The organism is Enterobacter sp. BNK-22 (genome assembly GCF_048684805.1).
Lineage (GTDB): Bacteria > Pseudomonadota > Gammaproteobacteria > Enterobacterales > Enterobacteriaceae > Enterobacter > Enterobacter quasiroggenkampii.
On the sequence record NZ_JBLQTT010000001.1, the window covers coordinates 1,335,356 to 1,354,044 of the forward strand.

Below are 18,689 nucleotides of genomic sequence, written 5' to 3' on the forward strand. Positions count from 1 at the left end.
CGATCAACGCCCTGAAACACCAAAACGGGTGGGTGAAAATCAGTGTGAGAACGCGCTAGTCTGCCTCTGGTGAATGGATGGTGAGCGATGAAGACATATGGAAATTATTTTGATGCGCCACGGCGAACCCGAATACAGGGGCGCGGGAAAGGTGTCGTACAGGGAAATGGTGGGATGGATCGACAGCTATAACCGCTCTTCAACGGGACGCGACAGACCTTCGGAGATGGCTCAAATCCTCGCGTACCGCGCGCTGACGTTTCTCAGCAGCCCTCTCCCGCGAGCCCTTTCATCATTGAAATCGCTGGGGTGTGAACCGGGCTTAATTGATGAGGTTTTTCGGGAAGCAGAGCTGCCGGTGTTCCGTATTCCGGGGTTACGGCTATCGCCTTTTTACTGGGCAGCGCTGTTTCGCGTTCTTTGGCTCTGCGGCCTGTCTGGCGAGTCAGAGCGCGTAAGCGCCGTAAAAAAACGTGCCGCTAAGGCGGCTGAGATCCTCATGTCGGCGGCAAGGGGCGCCGACGGACCCCTCTTGCTCATGGGGCACGGGGTCATCAACCGGTTCATTGCAAAAGAACTGATCGCATCAGGCTGGAAAGAACAGACTCGTCCGGGTAAGGGGTACTGGGGAGCGGGGGTTTACAGCATTGTATAGCGGCACATGCTGAGGCCGAGGATTGTTCATCCTCGGCGCACGCCAGCCGACTGTTACTCGCAAATGCTGAATGCACCTGTTAGCCCGTCTGGAGGACTAAGGGGATCCTCGCTAGCCCCCGATTAAGTCTGCCAGCACCCTCTTCAACGACGTGATGACCTCATCCGTCTCCATGCCCATCTGCGCATGAATAATGGCGCCGTCAATGAGCAACATGATTTCATTGACGACGCGCTCATCCGCGATCGTCGTCAGCGACGCAATAATACTCTTTGTTTCGATTTTATGATCGCGGCATATCGCTTTTATTTCGCTTTCAATATCTTCGGATTTGGCTTCGGCGCTGGCATTAATAAACGCGCAGCCGCGGAACTCCGGCGAAACAAACCATTCACAGAGCGTTGCAGAAATCGCATCAGCAGGTATTTCGCCTTCATCGAGATGTCGACGCAGCGTGGATTCAAACCAGTTAATCCATATTTCATGCCGATAGTGCAAATAGGCGAGAATAAGTAAACTTTTGCTCGGAAAATGGCGATAAAACGTCACCTTCGTCACTTTCGCCTCTTTAATCAGCGTATCCACCCCCGTCGCCCTGAAGCCCGTGGAATAAAACAGATCGTGCGCCGTGAGTAATATTTTATCCCGGACGCTAATTTTTGTTTCGTTGCCTGTGTGTTCGGTTTTCATTTTTTCGACAGCCTCAAAAAGGGTGTTGACAGCGTTATTTTTCAGGCATAGATTACCCCAGGTAGACAGATCTGTCTACATAAAATCACACTGAGGTAACCGCCATGAACACACGTCCTCCTTTACCGCCCTTCACCCGTGAAAGCGCCATCGAAAAAGTCAGGCTGGCAGAAGATGGCTGGAACAGTCGCGACCCGGCGAAAGTCGCGCTGGCCTATACGCTGGATACCCAATGGCGCAACCGCGCAGAGTTCGCCACCAACCGTGAAGAGGCCCGGGCGTTCCTGGAGCGGAAATGGAAAAAAGAGCTGGACTATCGTCTGATTAAAGAGCTGTGGGCCTTTACGGAAAACCGCATCGCGGTCCGCTATGCCTATGAATGGCATGATGATTCAGGCAACTGGTTCCGCTCGTACGGCAATGAAAACTGGGAGTTTGAGCCGGACGGGCTGATGAAGCGCCGCTTTGCCTGCGTAAACGATATGCCGATAAAAGAATCCGAGCGACTGTTCCACTGGCCGCTGGGCAGACGCCCGGACGATCACCCGTCGCTGAGCGATCTGGGCTTATAGGATTTTTACATCACTCCGGGGCGCCCCGGAGTGATGCGTTTAGAGTGCGCCCAGTTCTTTCATTAGCGTCAGGTTGTCCTCAATATGCCAGTTTGCCGCAATTTTACCGTCGCGGACTTCATAAATATCCGTAGCGATGAAATCTATTTTCTGCCCTTTTCCTTTCAGCTTGCCGAATGTCCCGGTGAATGTGCCGTAAAAATGCAAATGCGAAACCACGCGAGTGCCTGAAATAATCATCTGCTCAACGTCGCAGCGCAAATCGGGCACGGCCGTGCGAAACGCACGCGAGGCTAAAATAGCGCCTTCAGGCCCCTGCTTACGACCTTCCGGGGGCGTTTTATCGATGAAATTCACCGCCAGCGCATCACGCGCCAGGGATTCTTCTCCCGTATTCCAGAACGTTGCATATTCTCTGGCAACGGCTTCATTCGTCCTTAATTGCGCCTGGGGCAAGCTCTTATCAACAATAAGCTGTTTCGGCTGAAGCCATTCCAGCTGCGCCGAAAATGCGGTGCCGGACAGACCGGCAAGAATAAGCATCGCCACAGCTGGACGAAAACACGTCGTATATTTCATGATGTCTCTCAACAGAGTATTACGTTACCCGCAGACGATTTCCTGCGGTTCAAACCGGTGGGGGTTCAGTTAATTAACGCCCCGCCCTCAATATCAATGACCGACCCCGTGACAAAGGGATTGTCCATGGCGAAAAGATATCCTTGCGCGATGTCCTCCGCCCTTCCCCAGGCTTTGGCTGGCAGGGTTTCCGCCGCGCCGGCGAGCATTTTTTCCCGCGCGGCGGCGTCCATCCCCGCATACGCTTCCGTGTCGGTCAGCCCCGGACTCACGACGTTGACGCGCAGCGGGGAAAGCTCCTTCGCCAGCACTTTTGTCGCGGCCTCAATGGCGGCATTCATCGTGGTTTTTACGATGGCGCCCGCCACGGTGCGGCGCGCCACAAAGCCGCTGGTGAAGGTCAGCGTACCGCGGGGAGCGATGTTCCCGCTGAGATAGCGGGCGACATTGAGGCTTCCCCAGAATTTTGTATCAAAGGCATGTCTTGCCGCACGGAGATCCAGTCCGGAAAGGAGTCCGCCCGGCGCCTGTGAACCCGCCGTGACGACGATATTATTGACCTCGCCCAGCGTTTCACTGAGCGCAACAAGCTCTGCCTCACGGCTGATATCGAGCACGAGAGTGGTAACAGACGCGGCATGAGCGCTCAGTCGTTGCCGTGCAGCGTCCAGTTTCACGCTGTCGCGCCCAGCAAGCATAATCTCCTCGCCGCGCCCGGCAAGCAGGGTGCCCACGGCGAAACCGATGCCGGAAGCGCCGCCGATAATTAAGGTTTTACGGGTCATAACGTTTCCTCCTGCAGGGTGTACGTTGGGTAATCGGTATAGCCCGTGGCGGTCCCGCCAAACAGCGTGGCGGGGTCGCGCACCTGGGCCAGCGGCAAGCGGTGCGACAGCCGGTGAGGCAAATCCGGGTTGGCAATAAACGGTCGTCCGAAGGCAATCAAATCGGCATAGCCCGCCGCCAGAATTTCTTCGGCTTTGGCAAGGTCATAGTTGCCCGCGACGATCAGCGTTCCGCTGAAGGTCTCGCGAAGGGATTGACGGAAACGCTCGGGTATCTGCGGCGCGTCGTCCCAGTCGGCTTCCGCCAGGTGGATGAACGCAATCCCCTTTTGTTCGCACCAGGCCGCAAGCGCGAGTATGGCTTCAGAGACCTGTGGGTCGTTCATCCCGCGCTGGGTAATAAACGGCGAAAGACGGATGCCCGTACGGTCGTGACCAATGGCTTCGGCAATCGCGCTTAACACTTCCTGGGCGAAGCGGATCCGGTTCGCCAGCGTGCCGCCGTACTCGTCCGTGCGTTTGTTGGAGGTTTGGCGCAGGAACTGGTCGATCAGATAGCCGTTTCCACCGTGGATCTCCACACCATCAAACCCGGCCTGGACGGCATTCAAAGCGGCCTGGCGATAGTCCGCGACGATGTTCTGAATGTCCTTGCGTGAGAGCGTTCTCGGCCGCGGGCAGTCAACCATCTCGCCTTCCCCACGCTCATTCACCACCCACACCTGCGCGTCTGGCGGAAGGGCAGACGGGGCGACGGGCTGACCGTCCGGGTGAAAGCTGGCGTGCGACATTCGTCCAACGTGCCAGAGCTGAGAAAAAATGACGCCGCCCGCCTGATGCACGGCCCCCGTCGTGAGCTGCCATCCTGAAACCTGCTCCGGCGAATGGATGCCGGGCGTCCAGGAGTATCCCTGACCCTGAGGCGAGATCTGCGTGGCTTCGGTGATGATTAACCCCGCGCTGGCCCGCTGCCGGTAATACTCGGCCATCAGCGCGGAGGGAATGTTGCCCGGCTGAAGGGAGCGCGCGCGGGTCATCGGTGCCATGACGATACGATTTTTCAGCTCTAACTGACCCAGCCTGTAACGTTCAAAGAGTGAGGTAGGTTTCATGTTTTCATCCCTTATGGTTTGGATGAAATAACTTTACAGTCGGCATCTTATTTTGATAATTACGCTAAAAATAGATGCACTTTTCGGAAAAAATGAATAATGGGTAAACTCGAAGACATGGCCTTATTGGTGGAAGTCGCCAGGGCCGGAAGTCTTTCCGCCGCCGGACGACGCCTGTCGCTTTCCCCTGCCACCATGACGGCCAGGCTGAAGGCGATTGAGGAGCGTTACCAGACGCGGCTGTTTCATCGCTCCACGCGATCTCTCACCCTGACCCGCGCAGGCGAAGAGTTTTACCACGCCGCGCTGCGCGTGCTGGAAGAGGTGCATCACGCCGAGTCGCTGCTGACGCAAAAAGAAGGCGTGCTCAGCGGCAACATTCGCCTTTCCTCTCCCTCGGACTTTGGCAGACAGTATCTCAGCCCTGCCGTCATTGAATTTTCCCGACGCCATCCTGCCGTAAAATTTTACATCTCGCTAAAAGAACACGTTGAGGATCTGGTTGCTAACCGGCTGGATATGAGCGTGCGTTTCGGTAACCTGCCGGACAGCAGCCTTGTCGTCAGAAACATCCGCCCGAACCATCGGGTGCTGGTTGCCTCCGGGGCGTATCTTAACGACCACGGCATCCCCGCCACGTTTGCCGATCTAGCCCGACACCGGTGCCTGGCGCTGGAGTCTCAGGGCGTGGTGATGAACGAATGGCGTTTTGAAAAAGAGGGAGAGGAAAACATTGTACGCGTCGAGCCCGCCATGGTGTGCGACGACGGCGCAGTGCTTCGTCAGTGGGCGCTAAGCGGGGCCGGCATCGCGGGGAAATCGTGGTGGGACGTCAAAGACGACGTTGAGGCCGGAAGACTCACGGTGCTGTTTGCCGACAGCTTCACCGGCTTTAGCCGATACGATCGCAAAGATGTCGGGCTGCAGTTTGTTTATCCGCAGCGCAGGCTGCAGCCGCTTCAGGTTACGGCGTTCAGCCAGTTTTTTCTCGACTGGCTAAAAGAACATTAATTTGTCGCCAAAATAAGAGACAGCGCCCATTTCGGTGACACCCTCAGGACTACCCTGAGAGCGGTTTTCAGGAGGAACAAAACATGAAAAAGCTTCTGATATGTTGTTTGGTAATACCGCAAACTCGCTCGCCAAAAAGATGCAGTCTCTGGCAGAACGCGAAGGCTATCCGCTGATGATTAGCGCTGTTGGGCTGGATAACTTCGCCAGTGTCGCTCCCGCTTTCGATGGTTTCCTCATCGCGCCGCACATTCAGTACAAACTCGATGAGATAAAAGAAACGGTGGGTAATACGCATTCACTCGCCATCGTTGAGAGTCTTCCCTATGCCTCTCTGGACGCGAGGAAGGTATTGGATTTCGTAAAGGAACAGATGCCTGAACTGGCTGCCTGAAATATAAGGCCGCATCGGTTCTGCGGCCTCCTCTCACACGCCGATCAAACACGGTTTCCTCGGACATTCTGATCATACTGCGTCCACTCTCGGCTTAAGCAAAAAACGTCTTTGTTCAGCGCAAGGGAACTGCGCTGAAACCCTCGCTTATCGTCGGCAGATAGATGCCATCGTGCGTGAAAAACAGTGATACACTTACCCCACCGGGTTGATCGTCCCATCTGAAGGGCTCATGATCAATGACGGTAACCAAAGTACTAAATGGTCACTCGTTGTTAATCGTCGCCTGTCACGCTAAGCTTACATAATGACTAAAACTATGAACGCCCCATCAATACGTGGTCCACTTGACCATTCTGTCAGAGAGCAAATCGTCGAAGCGGCTTTTGAGCACTTCGGTCACTACGGCTATGAAAAAACCACCGTTGCCGAGCTGGCGAAATCGATCGGTTTTTCTAAGTCCTACATTTATAAGTTCTTCGATTCCAAGCAGGCTATCGGCGAGGTGATCTGCGCTAACCGCCTGGAGCTGATCATGGCGGCAGTGCTTTCCGCCCTCGAGGGTGCACCGTCAGCAAGCGAAAAATTACGCCGGCTTTTCAAAGCGCTTACCGAGGCAGGAAGCGAGCTGTTTTTCCACGATCGCAAGCTTTACGACATCGCCGCCGTCGCCGCACGCGAGCAGTGGCCGTCGACTGAACGGTATGCTGAAAGCCTGATGAAGCTGATTGAGAGCATCATTATCGAAGGCAGGCAGGCCGGAGAGTTTGAAAGAAAAACGCCACTGGATGAGGTCACTCAGGCCATCCACATGGTGATGTGTCCTTTTATTAATCCCGTTCAGCTGCAGTACAACCTTGAAATGGCCCCCGCTGCCGCGGTGCTTCTCTCCTCACTGATATTAAGAAGCCTGGCCCCCTAATTTGTGACCATTGACATTATTGGTCACTGGTCAGAGAATGCGGATACCGTCCTGTTACTTCAATAAGGTTTCCCATGCTCAGGCTCACTTCAGCCCGCGTTGCCGTATGTCTTCTGCCGTTTGCCCTGGTGGCGTGCGGCGATAATTCCGCGAGTGACGATCCGCGCACTAAGCCACCGCTTGTCAGATCCGCCTCTGTCGAGATGGCGAACCCTGCCGCCCGCGCCTTCACGGGCGTGGTGGTGGCAAGAACGCAAAGCGACCTGGGCTTCAGGGTTCAGGGAAAAATCCTCGAACGCCTGGTGGATACCGGGCAGACCGTCAAACAGGGCCAGCCCTTGCTGCGTCTCGATCCTGTTGACCTGAAATTACAGGCCCAGGCGCAGCAGCGCGCGGTGGATGCTGCCCAGGCACGGGCGAGAAAAGCCACCAGCGATGAGTCGCGCTATCGCGGCCTGGTGGCGTCCGGCGCGGTGTCCGCCTCGGAGTACGATCAGATTAAAGCGGCGGCCGATACGGCCAGGGCGGATCTCAGCGCTGCCCGGGCGCAGGCCAACGTGGCGCAAAACGCCACGGGCTATGCCGTACTGCTGGCGGATTCAGACGGCGTGGTGATGGAGACGCTCGCCGAACCCGGTCAGGTCGTTAGCGCCGGGCAGGTCGTCATCCGCCTTGCCAGAGCGGGACAGCGCGAAGCGCTTGTCCAGCTTCCGGAGACGCTGCGCCCTGCCGTCGGCAGCGAAGCGCAGGCCACGCTTTATGGCAGTGAACAACACCCGGTCACCGCGACGTTGCGCCTGCTGTCTGACTCCGCAGATGCCGCAACCCGCACGTATGAAGCCCGCTACGTGCTGGATGGTCAGCTGGCGAACGCGCCGCTGGGGGCGACCGTCACGCTCAGCATTGAAGACGCGAAAACGGAAGGTCAGGCGATGCAGGTCCCGCTGGCCTCACTCTACGATGCGGGTAAAGGGCCCGGCGTCTGGCGCATTTCCGCCCAGCCAGCAAAGGTCACATGGACGCCGGTTAAGGTGCTGAGCGTGGGCGAAGATGCGGTCCAGGTCACGGGTGGCGTGAAGCCTGGGGAGAAGATCGTTGCGTTAGGCGCCCATCTTCTGCACGAAGGTGAAGTTGTCAGGCTGGCAGAACAGCGCCATGCCGCTCCGGCGGAGAATGCACCATGAGCGGAAGCCGCTTCAATCTGTCAGCGCTGGCCGTCCGCGAGCGTTCCGTCACGCTGTTTCTGATCGTTCTGGTGACGATTGCCGGTATTTACGCCTTTTTTGGGCTCGGGCGCGCGGAAGATCCGCCCTTCACCGTGAAGCAGATGACGGCGATCGCCGTCTGGCCGGGCGCAACCGCGCAGGAGATCCAGGATCAGGTAGCCGAACCGCTGGAAAAGCGCCTGCAGGAGCTCAAATGGTATGACCGTACGGAAACCTACACCCGCCCCGGCATGGCGTATATCACCTTGTCACTGCAGGACAAAACCCCGCCTTATGAAGTGCAGGAGGAGTTCTATCAGGCGCGTAAGAAGCTTGGTGATGAATCCCTGCGTCTTCCGGCGGGCGTCATCGGCCCGATGATCAATGATGAATTCTCGGATGTCACCTTTGCCCTCTTTGCCCTGAAAGCAAAAGGCGAACCGCAGCGGCAGCTGGTACGCGATGCCGAAGGCCTGCGACAGCAGCTTCTGCACGTTCCCGGCGTGAAGAAAGTGAACATTATCGGCGAACAGGCCGAGCGGATATATATCGCCTTCTCCCATGACCGTCTGGCCACGATGGGCCTCTCACCGCAGGATATTTTCAATGCCCTCAATAGCCAGAACGCTCTGGCCGCGGCGGGTGCCATTGAAACCCGGGGCGCACAGATTTTTATCCGCCTGGATGGCGCGTTCGATGAACTGCAGAAAATCCGCGATACGCCATTAGTCGCCCAGGGCAAAACGCTCACGCTGTCGGATGTGGCAACAGTTGAACGAGGCTACGAAGATCCCCCGACGATGCTGATACGCAATCAGCATGAACCCGCCCTGCTGCTGGGCATTGTCATGCGTGAGGGCTGGAACGGCCTGGCGCTGGGTAAAGCGCTGGATGCGGAAACGGCGAAAATCAACGATAGCCTGCCGCTTGGCATGACCCTGACCAAAGTCACCGACCAGTCCGTCAATATCCGCTCCTCGGTCGATGAGTTTATGATCAAATTCTTCGTCGCCCTGCTTGTGGTCATGGTGGTCTGTTTTGTCAGCATGGGCTGGCGCGTGGGGGTGGTGGTTGCCGCGGCGGTACCGCTGACGCTGGCGGTCGTTTTCGTGGTGATGGAAGCCGCGGGAATAAACTTTGACCGCGTCACACTGGGCTCCCTGATCCTCGCCCTCGGTCTGCTGGTTGACGATGCCATTATCGCCATCGAAATGATGGTGGTGAAGATGGAGGAAGGTTACGACAGAATCAAAGCCTCGGCCTACGCCTGGAGCCACACCGCCGCGCCGATGCTGGCCGGTACCCTGGTGACGGCCATTGGCTTTATGCCGAATGGTTTTGCCCAGTCGACCGCCGGGGAATACACCAGCAATATGTTCTGGATTGTCGGCCTCGCCCTGATTGCCTCATGGTTTGTGGCGGTGGTGTTCACACCGTATCTTGGGGTGAAGATCCTGCCGGCGATCCCCAAAGTGGAAGGGGGCCATGCCGCCATCTATAACACGCCCCGCTATAACCGTTTTCGCCAGCTGCTTGGCCGCGTTATCGCCAGAAAATGGCGCGTGGCCGGGTCCGTGGTCGCCATTTTCATTCTGGCCGTGCTTGGCATGGGGCTGGTAAAAAAACAGTTCTTCCCGACCTCCGATCGCCCGGAAGTGCTGGTTGAAGTACAGATGCCTTATGGCACCTCGATTGCGCAAACCAGCGCCGCAACCGCAAAAATAGAAGCATGGCTGGGCCAGCAGCCGGAAGCCAAAATCGTCACGGCCTATATTGGTCAGGGCTCGCCCCGTTTCTATCTGGCAATGGCTCCCGAGCTGCCCGATCCCTCTTTTGCAAAAATCGTGATCCTGACGGACAGCGAGACGTCACGTGAGGCGCTTAAGTTCAGGCTCAGGGAGGCCGTCGCCAGCGGTCTTGCACCTGAAGCCCGCGTGCGGGTAACACAACTGGTGTTTGGCCCCTACTCGCCCTTCCCGGTTGCCTGGCGCGTATCGGGGCCGGACGTCAAACAGGTACAGGACATCGCCGAACGGGTGAAAGCCGTGCTTCAGGCAAGCCCGATGATGCGAACCGTCAACACTGACTGGGGGTCACGCGTTCCGGTATTGCATTTCACTCTCGATCAGAACCGCCTGCAGGCGACCGGCTTAACCTCCAGCGCCGTTGCCGAGCAGCTTCAGTTCCTGTTATCAGGCGTGCCTGTCACCTCCGTGCGGGAAGATATTCGATCGGTAGACGTCGTTGCCCGCGCGGGGGGGATATCCGTCTTGACCCGGCAAAAATCGAAGGCTTTACCCTGGTCGGCAATGCGGGACAGCGCGTGCCGCTGTCTCAAATCGGCAGGATTGAGATCGGCATGGAAGACCCGATCCTGCGCCGTCGCGATCGCACCCCCACGATTACCGTACGGGGCGATATCGCCGACAATCTTCAGCCGCCGGACGTGTCGGTCGCCATCATGAAGCAGCTCCAGCCGATCGTTGATTCGCTGCCGGCCGGCTACCGTATCGACATGGCGGGTTCGATTGAGGAATCGGGTAAAGCCACGCAGGCTATGTTACCGCTGTTCCCGATCATGATTGCCCTGACGCTGCTGATCATCATTTTGCAGGTGCGTTCACTCTCCGCAATGGTCATGGTGTTCTTAACCGCGCCGCTGGGGCTGATTGGCGTCGTGCCGACCCTGCTGATATTTAATCAGCCGTTTGGCATCAACGCGCTGGTCGGTTTGATCGCCCTCTCCGGCATTCTGATGCGCAATACGCTGATTCTGATCGGTCAGATCGATCATAACCAGAAGGACGGCCTCGATCCGTTCCAGGCGGTGGTCGAGGCGACGGTCCAGCGAGCGCGACCGGTCTTACTCACCGCCATGGCGGCCGTGCTGGCGTTCATTCCCCTGACGCATTCGGTGTTCTGGGGCACGCTGGCCTGGACGCTGATCGGCGGAACGCTGGGCGGGACGATCATTACCCTCGTCTTCCTGCCCGCGATGTATGCGATCTGGTTCCTGATCCGCCCGGTTGAACAACGCGTTCAGCACGGTACGGAAAACGTGTAAACTACCATTGGTAGATAACTAATCTGAGGAAAGCATGGTTGTTAAGCGCTTAAGAAAAGAGGACCGCCGCGTGCAGCTGCTGGAGGTTGCGCGTGGAATCGTGCGTCAGCAAGGCACCGAGGCGTTGACCCTTGGCTATCTGGCAGAACGGGCCAACGTGACCAAGCCCATCCCCTACGACCACTTTGGCGATCGCGAAGGGCTGCTGATGGCGCTGTATCAGGACTATAGCGATCGGCAACTGGCGAAATTCCGCGAGACGCTGGCGGTTGACAGCAAAACGCTGGAGAAGACGATCCGCTTTTTCAGCGCGGCCTATATCGACTGTGCCATTGCCGCCGGGCCTGAAACCGGGCCAATCGCCGCGGCGCTGTCCGGTTCTCGCGCGCTGCAGACCTTCCGGGAAGCATGCGTGGCCGAATGTGCCGACTGCCTGCGCACCGCGCTTTCGCCTTTTATCGTCTTAAAAGGCGTTCAGGGGGAAGCGGTACTGACGGCCATCATTGGGGCGGCGGAGGCGCTCAGCACCGCGGCCGGCAACGGCCTGCTCGCCCGGAATGTGGCGGAAGATACGCTCAGCGGCGCCATGACCGGCGTGCTTGCGACCTACGCGAATAGCACAAAATGATCGCCGGGGGTGGATTGACACCTAAGTTACCAATAGTAACATAGGCATCTCTTCTCCCCCATTTTGAGGTTGCTATGTCTGCTACAAACGCCATGAGTAACGCGCTGATCGTGACGGCTCACCCTGTCGACACGTCCTTGTCCCATTCACTGGCCGCCCGCATTGCCGGAAAATTACGCGAGGAAGGTATGCAGGTTGAGTTCGCCGATCTGCATGCTGAAGGGTTTAATCCGGCCATGTCTCGCGCCGATCTTGACTTGTATCACGGGGATCCGAGCGCCCTCCCCGACGATATTCTGCGCGAGCAGCAGCGCGTCGAGCGTGCGGATATGCTGGTGTTTGTCTTCCCGGTGTACTGGTGGTCGGTTCCCGCGCTGTTGAAAGGCTGGTTCGACCGCGTATTGACCCTGAACTGGGCGTATAAGGTGGCTGACGACGGCCGGATCGTGGGTAATTTACGGGATGTTCCCGTTCGCCTGATTGCCACTGGCGGTAGCGATCTCACCGGATTTGATAAACACGGCTATTCGACGGCGATTCAGACGCAGATAATCGAAGGGGTATTTGGTTTCTGCGGGTTGAAGAACGTTAAGCTCGATATCCTTTACCAGGCAGACACGGCGACGCCCGAGCAGGTAGAAGAATTCCTGCGCAAGATCGGGAACCTAAAATAATATCGGCTATCCAGCCAGCAACGGCGTGCCTCCTTCGCCATAAGGAGGCACGTGTTCTCGATGTTACTAACCGTCAGGGATCCTGCTGGCAAACCGGAACGCTCTTTCTTGTGATTATTCAAAAAATAACGAGGAAAGGCCAATCGTCATCACTACACTCATAATCACCTGAATCAAAATAATAAAAAAAGCGATCCCACCCAATACCGTGATTTTTCGACGCAGAATGAAAGTTATGCCGGAAAGTACAGCACTGAACAGAATGGCTTTAAGTATATAGGAAAGCGGCATCATGGCCGGATGACCGGTCTGCACTCCAGCAAGCCCAATGAGACCCAGTAGAAAATTACCGCAAATTCCCCATCCCCAGAAAGTCATCGGTAAGCTCATCTGCCCCGCGACTAATCTTTTCAACATACGCACATCCTTTTTGTGATTTTTTATCGAAACACAACGGTTTTTATCCAGTCTCTCGCACTGTTGGATTGTGCAATAAGTCGAGCCGACAAATACGCAACTACCAAATATGCTGATATGATTTTGTTCATCTTTACATGCATATTGATGGTATTGAAAAGAACTATCGGCAGCAAATTTTTAAAGTTTAACGGCTCGTCCGGATATGACTTAAAAGATATATCAGCGAAGGTCATAATATGTTTACGTCAGTTCAGCCAACAACCACCCTCACCACCACCGGATCCTTCGGCGGTGAGAGCGTATCTGTAGTGAACGACTGACAAACAGAACCTCAATCCTCGCCGACATGGACGGGGAAATCTCTCTCCGTTCACCACCCTCTGAATGGAGAAAGAAAATGGTTTCATCTGACAATGCTCTCTTGATTATCGACATGCAGCAGGGCCTCTTTCGGGGCCCGGTTTCCCCTCGCTCCGCCGATGCCGTTCTGGCCAATATCCGCTTGTTAATCGCCAACGCCCGAGACGCGCAGGTGCCCGTCTTTTTTGCCCGCCATATTGGGCCGGACGACTCCCCCCTCTCAGAAAAGGGGCCGTTAACACAGCTGATACCTGAACTGGACGTGAAGGAGCAGGACGTTGTTTTCACCAAGCGCTATCCCAGCTGTTTTCGGGATACGGTATTGCTGCGAGAACTTAATCAGCGAGGTATTAAACAGCTGGTCATTGCCGGGATGAAAACAGAGTTTTGCGTCGATACGACCTGCCGGGCCGCACCGGAACTAGGTTTCAGGACGGTATTAATTTCAGATGCGCATACCACAATGGATAATGACTATTTATCCGCCAGCGACATTATTGCCCATCACAACAGCACGCTGGCAGGCCCGTTCGTGACGCTCTCGACTGCTCGTGACTGGCTTTTTAATACGGTGAGTTGACTCGCGTGAGCGCTTATCTCTTTACCCGGCTCGCCTTTCCGCGCGCCGGGCACATAAGAGAATAATTACAGGGTAAACCCACCGTCACCCACCTGTGCCTGAGCATACCATCGCATCAGCTTCTCGGTGCCAGGCTCGTTTTCTGCCGGTGACCATGGGGCGGTATCATGCTCGGGCACGGGCTGATACCCCCCGTGTTTAACCTCAAAAATGACGCCACCTTTATCCAGCGACAGCACGGCATGCCAGGTTCCGGCATCCATCTCCAGCACTTTACACTCTTCACCTAACACCACACGCCGGGTCACGTTGCCGCTGTCGTCAAAATTCAGCACCAGAAAGCGACCGCTCAGCGCCGTCAGCAGTTCAAAGGTGTGAGGATGGCGATGGGGGCGAACATAGGTACCAGGTTCCATTGCAATGGCCAGGCGCTGCACCGGGTCGCTCAGTTCAGGGTGTAAATTACGATGGGCGCGTAAGCGAGGAGAATGTGCGGCCTGCTCGCTTTGCTGCTGCAGGTCACTGAAAGTAATTTGTTTCATATACACCTTTAGGAATGTGGGCTGTCTACGGCAACCCGATTGCCGCAAGACGTTATACCATCCTGAACGGTCGAGTAGCGATGGGATTTGTGAAACAAATCGCTGCCTGCGTTATCGCCCCGAAGGCTGATATAAGGCATTAAAGAGATGAGACGGACTCTTCAAGCCAATCAGGGAGGTGTTTTCTGTACCAGTTAAGGTATAGATTCAAATCAGGCTTTTTCCTTTCGTGCAGTAATAACACCACTTCTGTGACAATCCATGCTTTGGCGATAGTGATTTCCCTGGCTAGTTGATATGCATCAGAATGCGTGGCAAAAAAACAGTAGCGCTCGGCAAGTTGTAAAATGCTTTGTTTTGAGCCCATCCCCTGAACCAGCGGAGCAAGGTCGATAGCCGGACTGCCAGTACCGAATCTTTCCCAGTCGAAAAGGATCACATCGCCGTTTTCTCTTCTGCCCCAGTTACCCGCATTGGTATCACCAGAAATTAAACATTCCTGACTAAACAAAACGCAGGCCGCTTGTTGAAAACATCGCATCTGCTGCTCAGCACGCATGGGTAATTCCAAAAGAGACAAGGATTTTTCAAGCGCTGACTCAGACCAGGTATGGGTGTGATAAATCCATGCAGGATCAGCAGGATAATCATGAAGGCGGACAAGGCGTCTCAATATCTCATCCCCGGAAATCTCATCCTGAGAGAGCTTATGAGGAACATATTCGATCCTCAGGCAGCGTCGATGCGGGTCGGCGTGCAACAGTCGCGGGGATTCAACAACGCGACGTAGCGGGTCCGCAGCACGCTCATAAAAGCCGTATTCAACATCGCTAACAGGGTATTTTTCTATCAACGTATTGTCATGTTGATCCATCACCTGGCGGACTTTTGCAGCGCCCATTCTGGATAAATTCTCGGCGGTCATACCATCCTCATGCCACGCGTTCGGTTTCAGGGCGTAAGTATAGTGTGGTTGTTCAACATTTGACGTTGAGTAAAACTCACATTGATTCCCACTATTTCTCGTTTTTCAAACCCGATCGCATTGAAATACCATCCCTTCATTCCCAATCTCTTCCTGACCTGGAACAGAGAGCGAAATTCAAAAAATAAATACACCTGCATGCATATGGAGTACGTATGACACTCGATGTTTTATTTCATCTAATGAAAATGATCTCACCTGAAAAAAACATCGCGGGTGAAAATATTCATGCGTTAATAACGTTACTTTCGTCAGAAGACGATAGCACTGAGCTGCTTTCACCCTTTATTCATCGCCTGCATCTTCTGTCTTTCGCCCAAAGCAATCCGGGTAACGCCGAAGAGTTGCTCTCAGCACATTTGCCCAAAGAAGATGGGCTCCTTCCGCTTCTGGACTTCGCGGACTGGCCCCGGGTGCGCTACGCCGCTTCAGGCGAAGTTCAGACGCCTGAATCTGAGGAGTACTTCCGTGAAATGACATCGGCTACCAATCTGTTACGTTCTGCGCTGATCGAAGCTGAACGCGCAAAGGGAACGCCCGCTCTTTATATACTGGATAAATTACTCAATCTGAACAGCGCCCTGCCGGAAAGATATAAAAAGATGGCAAATATTCCCTACGCATAAATACGCTCACTATGCGGAATATCTCCCTGTTAATATTCCGCTATTTATTAAATCCGCTTTTCATTGAAATCAAGACAGACAATATCCAAAGAGGGCACCACTGGTGCATTAAGGTTAAGCCAGGTCAGCAACCGTTCAATACTCTGTCCTCTGAGCGAATTTTTCGGCCAGACAAGGTAGTAACCATCTCCTGTTGCTATCGCCTCCCTGAAGGGCAGCGCGAGAAGGCCGCTTTTCAACGCGTCGAGCGTGAGCCGGAGATCGGCCATCGCCACGCCGTGTCCGTGCATGGCCGCAAGGCTTGCCTGCTCCAGGGTGTCGAACACGATCCCACCGCTCATGTCGAGGCCGGGGAATAGGCTCGTCCTTTTCAGCCAGCGCTTCCAGTCCCGTCTGTCCGGTGACGGATGAATAAGATCGCATTCTGGAAGCTGATGCCGGGCAGACTCCAGTAAAGACGGCGTACAAACCGGAATAAGCCATTCGCTGAACAGCAGTCGACTCTCCGTTGACTCGCCGAAATAACCGTTACCGAGGAGGATCGCACAATCATAAGGTTCCCGACTGAAATCAACCGTGTCGAAGTCCATCCAGACGCTGGCGATTTCGATTTTCGGCTTCGCGTGGTTCTCGCGAAAGGATTTAAGCACATTGAGGAGCCATCGCATCGTCAGGGTGCTGGGGGCTTTGAGGCGCAGAAGGTGGTTTTCACTTTTGAATGCGCGACAGGCCCACTCAATATTCGAGAAGCTTTCGCTAAGCTGCCCGGCCAGAATGCGCCCGGCGTCGCTGACCTCCACTCTCGGACCCTGCCGCTTAAACAGCTCGCAGTCAAACCACATCTCAAGCGTCCGCACATGCCTGCTGACCGCCCCCGGCGTGATATTCAGGACTTCAGCCGCTTTGCTAAAGGAGTTCAGCCGTGCGGCAACTTCGAACGCGCGCAGTGCATACAGTGGCGGTAAAGACATACGTTCCCTTTTTGTCAGGTGTAATCATGCAGTTTTTGTATTATCGGCACTCGGTGACGTTTCACCCCATTCCTCAGCCGGAAACGTCAGCAGCAGCCCTCTGAGCAGAGATTCAAGCTGCGCGCGTTGCGCCTCAGAGAGGTTTCTCAGCAGCGCATTTTGCGTTTCCGTGTGCACGAGCAGCGCCTGTTCGATACGAGCCTGCCCGTGCGGCGTCAGGCTGACCAGCGAGCTGCGCTTGTCATCAGGATCGGCAATCCGCCTGATAAGGCCTTGTTGTTCAAGATGGTTGAGCCGGTTCGTCATCGCCCCTGAGGTGATCAACAGGGATGTATACAGCTGCGTGGGCGAAAGGCAGTACGGCTCCCCGGCGCGACGCAGCGTGGCGAGGACGTCAAACTCGCCCTCGCGAAAGCCAAACGGTGCCATGGCCTGCGCGCGTTCTTTTCCCAGGTGCTTCATCAGCCTGAGCATTCGGCCAAAAATTTTCATCGACGAGGCGTCCAGCTCAGGCATGGCGCTGCTCCACTGGCCGACAACGAAGTCTACATGGTCTTTCATCTTCACCCCGGATAGCGTGGGAATTTATCGAGTTGTGCGGTACATCTTACACAAAAACAGATTTTATCTTAACGTTAAGATAAATGCTCGCGGCAATTTGCCTGGGCCATTCACAACCGAAAAGGATGCCATGTTGAAACGCACATCACCGTTACTCTTCGCCGTTATCGCTTTTATCGTCGGGCTGAACCTGCGCCCCATTCTGGCCTCGGTCGGCCCTCTTTTCTCTGTGCTGCAGCGCGAAGCGGGGCTGACCGCGACGCAATTCAGCCTGCTGACTACCCTGCCGGTGGCGATGATGGGACTGGCTGCCCTGTGTGGCCCCTGGCTTTTAGCCAGGATCGGTGCCGTCAGGGGAATAATGCTCGGGCTGTTCATCCTGCTGATAGCCTGTTCATTACGCGGTTTTAGCACCTCGCTGACAGGTTTGATGGGCACCGCGTTACTGGGCGGGGCCAGCATCGGCACGATCCAGGCGTTAATGCCTGCCCTGATAAAAAAGGCGTATACGCAAACGGCCAGCACGATCATGTCGCTATTCAGCACGGGCATTATGGCCGGTGCGGCAGTCGCCGCCGCCAGCGCCGAGCCGCTGTTTTCATGGCTCTCGCTCAAGCCCGCGCTGGCTATGGCAGGCGTGCTCGCGCTGCTGGCGCTGATGCTGTGGTTACCCCTGGTTAAGCAGCCTCAAGGGGAACAAACAGCACATGAACCCGTTACGCTCTCTTCCTCCCGGACTGGCCTCCTTCTGCTCTTTTTTGGCGTGGGGACGGGTGCCTACACGCTGGTCTTAGCCTGGCTGCCCCCGCTCTATATTCAGGCTGGATGGTCCGCACGCAGCAGCGGCTATATGCTGGCCTGGCTGACCTTAACCGAGGTGGCCGCTGGGTTTGCCGTCTCCGCGCTGATCGGTAAATTCCCCGACCGCCGTGTTCCGCTGATAACTGTACTGTTACTGCTGCTGGCGGGATTACTGTGTCTGGTCTTTGCGCCGGGCACCACGCCGGTCTTATCAACCTTGCTGCTTGGCATCGGTATCGGCGCCCTCTTCCCGCTGTCGCTTATCGTCACGTTCGATCATGCGCGAACGCCCGCGCAGGCCGGGAAGTTACTGTCTAAAGTTCAGGGCGGAGGATATATGATCGCCGCGCTCATGCCGCTAGTTGCAGGGATCGTTCGCGACAGTTCGGTCTCGCTGACCAGCGCCTGGTTAGTGATGAGTGCAGGAGTCGTGCTGTTGATCGTTATCGCGTTCACTTTCAAACCCACCGTGAACGTGCAGGCGCGGTGAATGCGATACCATAATTGAGAGTCGTATTTAAGACGGCTCTACGCTAAATTCCATCATTTCAG

The 18,689-nt window shown here is 55.7% G+C and carries 19 protein-coding genes and 2 pseudogenes; 12 read left to right on the forward strand and 9 right to left on the reverse strand.

Annotation, left to right across the window (positions count from 1 at the left end; translation table 11 throughout):
- Nucleotides 1–97 precede the first annotated feature (97 nt).
- Complete coding sequence (locus ACMGGE_RS06090) at nt 98–655, forward strand: histidine phosphatase family protein (protein ID WP_325818426.1); 558 nt, start codon at nt 98–100, stop codon at nt 653–655.
- Nucleotides 656–766: 111 nt separating this feature from the next.
- Here ACMGGE_RS06090 and ACMGGE_RS06095 read toward each other — a convergent pair whose 3' ends face one another.
- Nucleotides 767–1,345 carry a TetR/AcrR family transcriptional regulator gene (locus tag ACMGGE_RS06095; protein WP_420293522.1) on the reverse strand — a complete coding sequence of 193 codons (579 nt, stop codon included), beginning with the start codon at nt 1,343–1,345 and terminating at the stop codon, nt 767–769.
- A 104-nt stretch (nt 1,346–1,449) separates the two neighbouring features.
- Here ACMGGE_RS06095 and ACMGGE_RS06100 point away from each other — a divergent pair, with 104 nt between their 5' ends.
- Entirely contained in the window at nt 1,450–1,917 is a 468-nt protein-coding gene (locus tag ACMGGE_RS06100; RefSeq protein WP_325818429.1) for a nuclear transport factor 2 family protein, read from the forward strand.
- A gap of 39 nt (nt 1,918–1,956) precedes the next feature.
- Here the strand turns inward: ACMGGE_RS06100 and ACMGGE_RS06105 are convergent, their stop codons facing one another.
- The 3 genes from ACMGGE_RS06105 to ACMGGE_RS06115 all read right to left on the reverse strand — a co-directional run bounded on the left by ACMGGE_RS06105 (nt 1,957) and on the right by ACMGGE_RS06115 (nt 4,393).
- Entirely contained in the window at nt 1,957–2,496 is a 540-nt protein-coding gene (locus ACMGGE_RS06105; RefSeq protein ID WP_420293523.1) for an ester cyclase, read from the reverse strand.
- A 65-nt stretch (nt 2,497–2,561) separates the two neighbouring features.
- Nucleotides 2,562–3,281, reverse strand: coding sequence for an SDR family oxidoreductase (locus ACMGGE_RS06110; RefSeq protein ID WP_420293524.1), 720 nt, complete (start codon nt 3,279–3,281; stop codon nt 2,562–2,564).
- Nucleotides 3,278–4,393 carry an alkene reductase gene (locus ACMGGE_RS06115; RefSeq protein WP_420293525.1) on the reverse strand — a complete coding sequence of 372 codons (1,116 nt, stop codon included), beginning with the start codon at nt 4,391–4,393 and terminating at the stop codon, nt 3,278–3,280. The genes ACMGGE_RS06110 and ACMGGE_RS06115 overlap by 4 nt, the downstream gene beginning before the upstream one ends.
- Nucleotides 4,394–4,492: 99 nt before the next feature.
- On the opposite strand from ACMGGE_RS06115, the gene ACMGGE_RS06120 reads away from it, so the two are divergent.
- The 7 genes and pseudogenes from ACMGGE_RS06120 (at nt 4,493) to ACMGGE_RS06150 (ending at nt 12,291) form a co-directional block, all read left to right on the forward strand.
- Entirely contained in the window at nt 4,493–5,404 is a 912-nt protein-coding gene (locus ACMGGE_RS06120) for a LysR family transcriptional regulator (RefSeq protein WP_196346279.1), read from the forward strand.
- Nucleotides 5,405–5,487: 83 nt separating this feature from the next.
- Nucleotides 5,488–5,798: pseudogene (locus tag ACMGGE_RS06125) on the forward strand (PTS sugar transporter subunit IIB).
- Between the two features lie 307 nt (nt 5,799–6,105).
- Nucleotides 6,106–6,720 carry a TetR/AcrR family transcriptional regulator gene (locus ACMGGE_RS06130; protein ID WP_045910456.1) on the forward strand — a complete coding sequence of 205 codons (615 nt, stop codon included), beginning with the start codon at nt 6,106–6,108 and terminating at the stop codon, nt 6,718–6,720.
- Nucleotides 6,721–6,794: 74 nt separating this feature from the next.
- Nucleotides 6,795–7,904 (forward strand): efflux RND transporter periplasmic adaptor subunit, encoded by a 1,110-nt coding sequence (locus ACMGGE_RS06135; RefSeq protein ID WP_420293526.1) that lies wholly within the window; start codon nt 6,795–6,797, stop codon nt 7,902–7,904.
- Nucleotides 7,901–10,989: pseudogene (locus ACMGGE_RS06140) on the forward strand (efflux RND transporter permease subunit). The gene ACMGGE_RS06135 and the pseudogene ACMGGE_RS06140 overlap by 4 nt, the downstream one beginning before the upstream one ends.
- A gap of 34 nt (nt 10,990–11,023) precedes the next feature.
- Nucleotides 11,024–11,617, forward strand: coding sequence for a TetR/AcrR family transcriptional regulator (locus tag ACMGGE_RS06145; protein WP_420293527.1), 594 nt, complete (start codon nt 11,024–11,026; stop codon nt 11,615–11,617).
- Nucleotides 11,618–11,691: 74 nt separating this feature from the next.
- On the forward strand, nt 11,692–12,291 hold the full coding sequence (locus tag ACMGGE_RS06150) for an NAD(P)H-dependent oxidoreductase (RefSeq protein ID WP_420293528.1): 600 nt from the start codon (nt 11,692–11,694) through the stop codon (nt 12,289–12,291).
- 114 nt (nt 12,292–12,405) lie between these two features.
- Here ACMGGE_RS06150 and ACMGGE_RS06155 read toward each other — a convergent pair whose 3' ends face one another.
- Complete coding sequence (locus ACMGGE_RS06155; protein WP_420293529.1) at nt 12,406–12,708, reverse strand: hypothetical protein; 303 nt, start codon at nt 12,706–12,708, stop codon at nt 12,406–12,408.
- Nucleotides 12,709–13,108: 400 nt separating this feature from the next.
- Here ACMGGE_RS06155 and ACMGGE_RS06160 point away from each other — a divergent pair, with 400 nt between their 5' ends.
- Nucleotides 13,109–13,651, forward strand: coding sequence for a cysteine hydrolase family protein (locus ACMGGE_RS06160; RefSeq protein ID WP_420293530.1), 543 nt, complete (start codon nt 13,109–13,111; stop codon nt 13,649–13,651).
- A 65-nt stretch (nt 13,652–13,716) separates the two neighbouring features.
- On the opposite strand, the gene ACMGGE_RS06165 is transcribed toward ACMGGE_RS06160, so the two are convergent.
- Together ACMGGE_RS06165 and ACMGGE_RS06170 are read right to left on the reverse strand one after the other, a co-directional pair.
- A complete protein-coding gene (locus tag ACMGGE_RS06165) occupies nt 13,717–14,193 on the reverse strand; it encodes a WbuC family cupin fold metalloprotein (protein WP_045910449.1) in 477 nt (158 codons plus the stop codon).
- 139 nt (nt 14,194–14,332) lie between these two features.
- The gene (locus ACMGGE_RS06170) at nt 14,333–15,118 is read right to left on the reverse strand and encodes a phosphotransferase family protein (RefSeq protein ID WP_325841428.1); all 786 of its coding nucleotides are present in this window, start codon (nt 15,116–15,118) and stop codon (nt 14,333–14,335) included.
- Nucleotides 15,119–15,333: 215 nt separating this feature from the next.
- On the opposite strand from ACMGGE_RS06170, the gene ACMGGE_RS06175 reads away from it, so the two are divergent.
- Entirely contained in the window at nt 15,334–15,804 is a 471-nt protein-coding gene (locus tag ACMGGE_RS06175; protein ID WP_196352322.1) for a hypothetical protein, read from the forward strand.
- A gap of 47 nt (nt 15,805–15,851) precedes the next feature.
- On the opposite strand, the gene ACMGGE_RS06180 is transcribed toward ACMGGE_RS06175, so the two are convergent.
- Entirely contained in the window at nt 15,852–16,775 is a 924-nt protein-coding gene (locus ACMGGE_RS06180) for a LysR substrate-binding domain-containing protein (protein WP_420293531.1), read from the reverse strand.
- A gap of 24 nt (nt 16,776–16,799) precedes the next feature.
- The gene (locus ACMGGE_RS06185) at nt 16,800–17,336 is read right to left on the reverse strand and encodes a MarR family winged helix-turn-helix transcriptional regulator (protein WP_048030625.1); all 537 of its coding nucleotides are present in this window, start codon (nt 17,334–17,336) and stop codon (nt 16,800–16,802) included.
- A gap of 130 nt (nt 17,337–17,466) precedes the next feature.
- On the opposite strand from ACMGGE_RS06185, the gene ACMGGE_RS06190 reads away from it, so the two are divergent.
- Nucleotides 17,467–18,627 carry an MFS transporter gene (locus tag ACMGGE_RS06190; RefSeq protein WP_420293532.1) on the forward strand — a complete coding sequence of 387 codons (1,161 nt, stop codon included), beginning with the start codon at nt 17,467–17,469 and terminating at the stop codon, nt 18,625–18,627.
- The last annotated feature ends 62 nt before the right edge of the window (nt 18,628–18,689 follow it).

What these genes read in the sequence shown, in the direction of transcription:
- ACMGGE_RS06090 (WP_325818426.1), top strand. Translation starts at nt 98, where the DNA reads ATGGAAATTATTTTGATGCGCCACGGCGAACCCGAATACAGGGGCGCG.
- ACMGGE_RS06095 (WP_420293522.1), bottom strand. Translation starts at nt 1,345, where the DNA reads ATGAAAACCGAACACACAGGCAACGAAACAAAAATTAGCGTCCGGGAT.
- ACMGGE_RS06100 (WP_325818429.1), top strand. Translation starts at nt 1,450, where the DNA reads ATGAACACACGTCCTCCTTTACCGCCCTTCACCCGTGAAAGCGCCATC.
- ACMGGE_RS06105 (WP_420293523.1), bottom strand. Translation starts at nt 2,496, where the DNA reads ATGAAATATACGACGTGTTTTCGTCCAGCTGTGGCGATGCTTATTCTT.
- ACMGGE_RS06110 (WP_420293524.1), bottom strand. Translation starts at nt 3,281, where the DNA reads ATGACCCGTAAAACCTTAATTATCGGCGGCGCTTCCGGCATCGGTTTC.
- ACMGGE_RS06115 (WP_420293525.1), bottom strand. Translation starts at nt 4,393, where the DNA reads ATGAAACCTACCTCACTCTTTGAACGTTACAGGCTGGGTCAGTTAGAG.
- ACMGGE_RS06120 (WP_196346279.1), top strand. Translation starts at nt 4,493, where the DNA reads ATGGGTAAACTCGAAGACATGGCCTTATTGGTGGAAGTCGCCAGGGCC.
- ACMGGE_RS06130 (WP_045910456.1), top strand. Translation starts at nt 6,106, where the DNA reads ATGACTAAAACTATGAACGCCCCATCAATACGTGGTCCACTTGACCAT.
- ACMGGE_RS06135 (WP_420293526.1), top strand. Translation starts at nt 6,795, where the DNA reads ATGCTCAGGCTCACTTCAGCCCGCGTTGCCGTATGTCTTCTGCCGTTT.
- ACMGGE_RS06145 (WP_420293527.1), top strand. Translation starts at nt 11,024, where the DNA reads ATGGTTGTTAAGCGCTTAAGAAAAGAGGACCGCCGCGTGCAGCTGCTG.
- ACMGGE_RS06150 (WP_420293528.1), top strand. Translation starts at nt 11,692, where the DNA reads ATGTCTGCTACAAACGCCATGAGTAACGCGCTGATCGTGACGGCTCAC.
- ACMGGE_RS06155 (WP_420293529.1), bottom strand. Translation starts at nt 12,708, where the DNA reads ATGTTGAAAAGATTAGTCGCGGGGCAGATGAGCTTACCGATGACTTTC.
- ACMGGE_RS06160 (WP_420293530.1), top strand. Translation starts at nt 13,109, where the DNA reads ATGGTTTCATCTGACAATGCTCTCTTGATTATCGACATGCAGCAGGGC.
- ACMGGE_RS06165 (WP_045910449.1), bottom strand. Translation starts at nt 14,193, where the DNA reads ATGAAACAAATTACTTTCAGTGACCTGCAGCAGCAAAGCGAGCAGGCC.
- ACMGGE_RS06170 (WP_325841428.1), bottom strand. Translation starts at nt 15,118, where the DNA reads ATGACCGCCGAGAATTTATCCAGAATGGGCGCTGCAAAAGTCCGCCAG.
- ACMGGE_RS06175 (WP_196352322.1), top strand. Translation starts at nt 15,334, where the DNA reads ATGACACTCGATGTTTTATTTCATCTAATGAAAATGATCTCACCTGAA.
- ACMGGE_RS06180 (WP_420293531.1), bottom strand. Translation starts at nt 16,775, where the DNA reads ATGTCTTTACCGCCACTGTATGCACTGCGCGCGTTCGAAGTTGCCGCA.
- ACMGGE_RS06185 (WP_048030625.1), bottom strand. Translation starts at nt 17,336, where the DNA reads ATGAAAGACCATGTAGACTTCGTTGTCGGCCAGTGGAGCAGCGCCATG.
- ACMGGE_RS06190 (WP_420293532.1), top strand. Translation starts at nt 17,467, where the DNA reads ATGTTGAAACGCACATCACCGTTACTCTTCGCCGTTATCGCTTTTATC.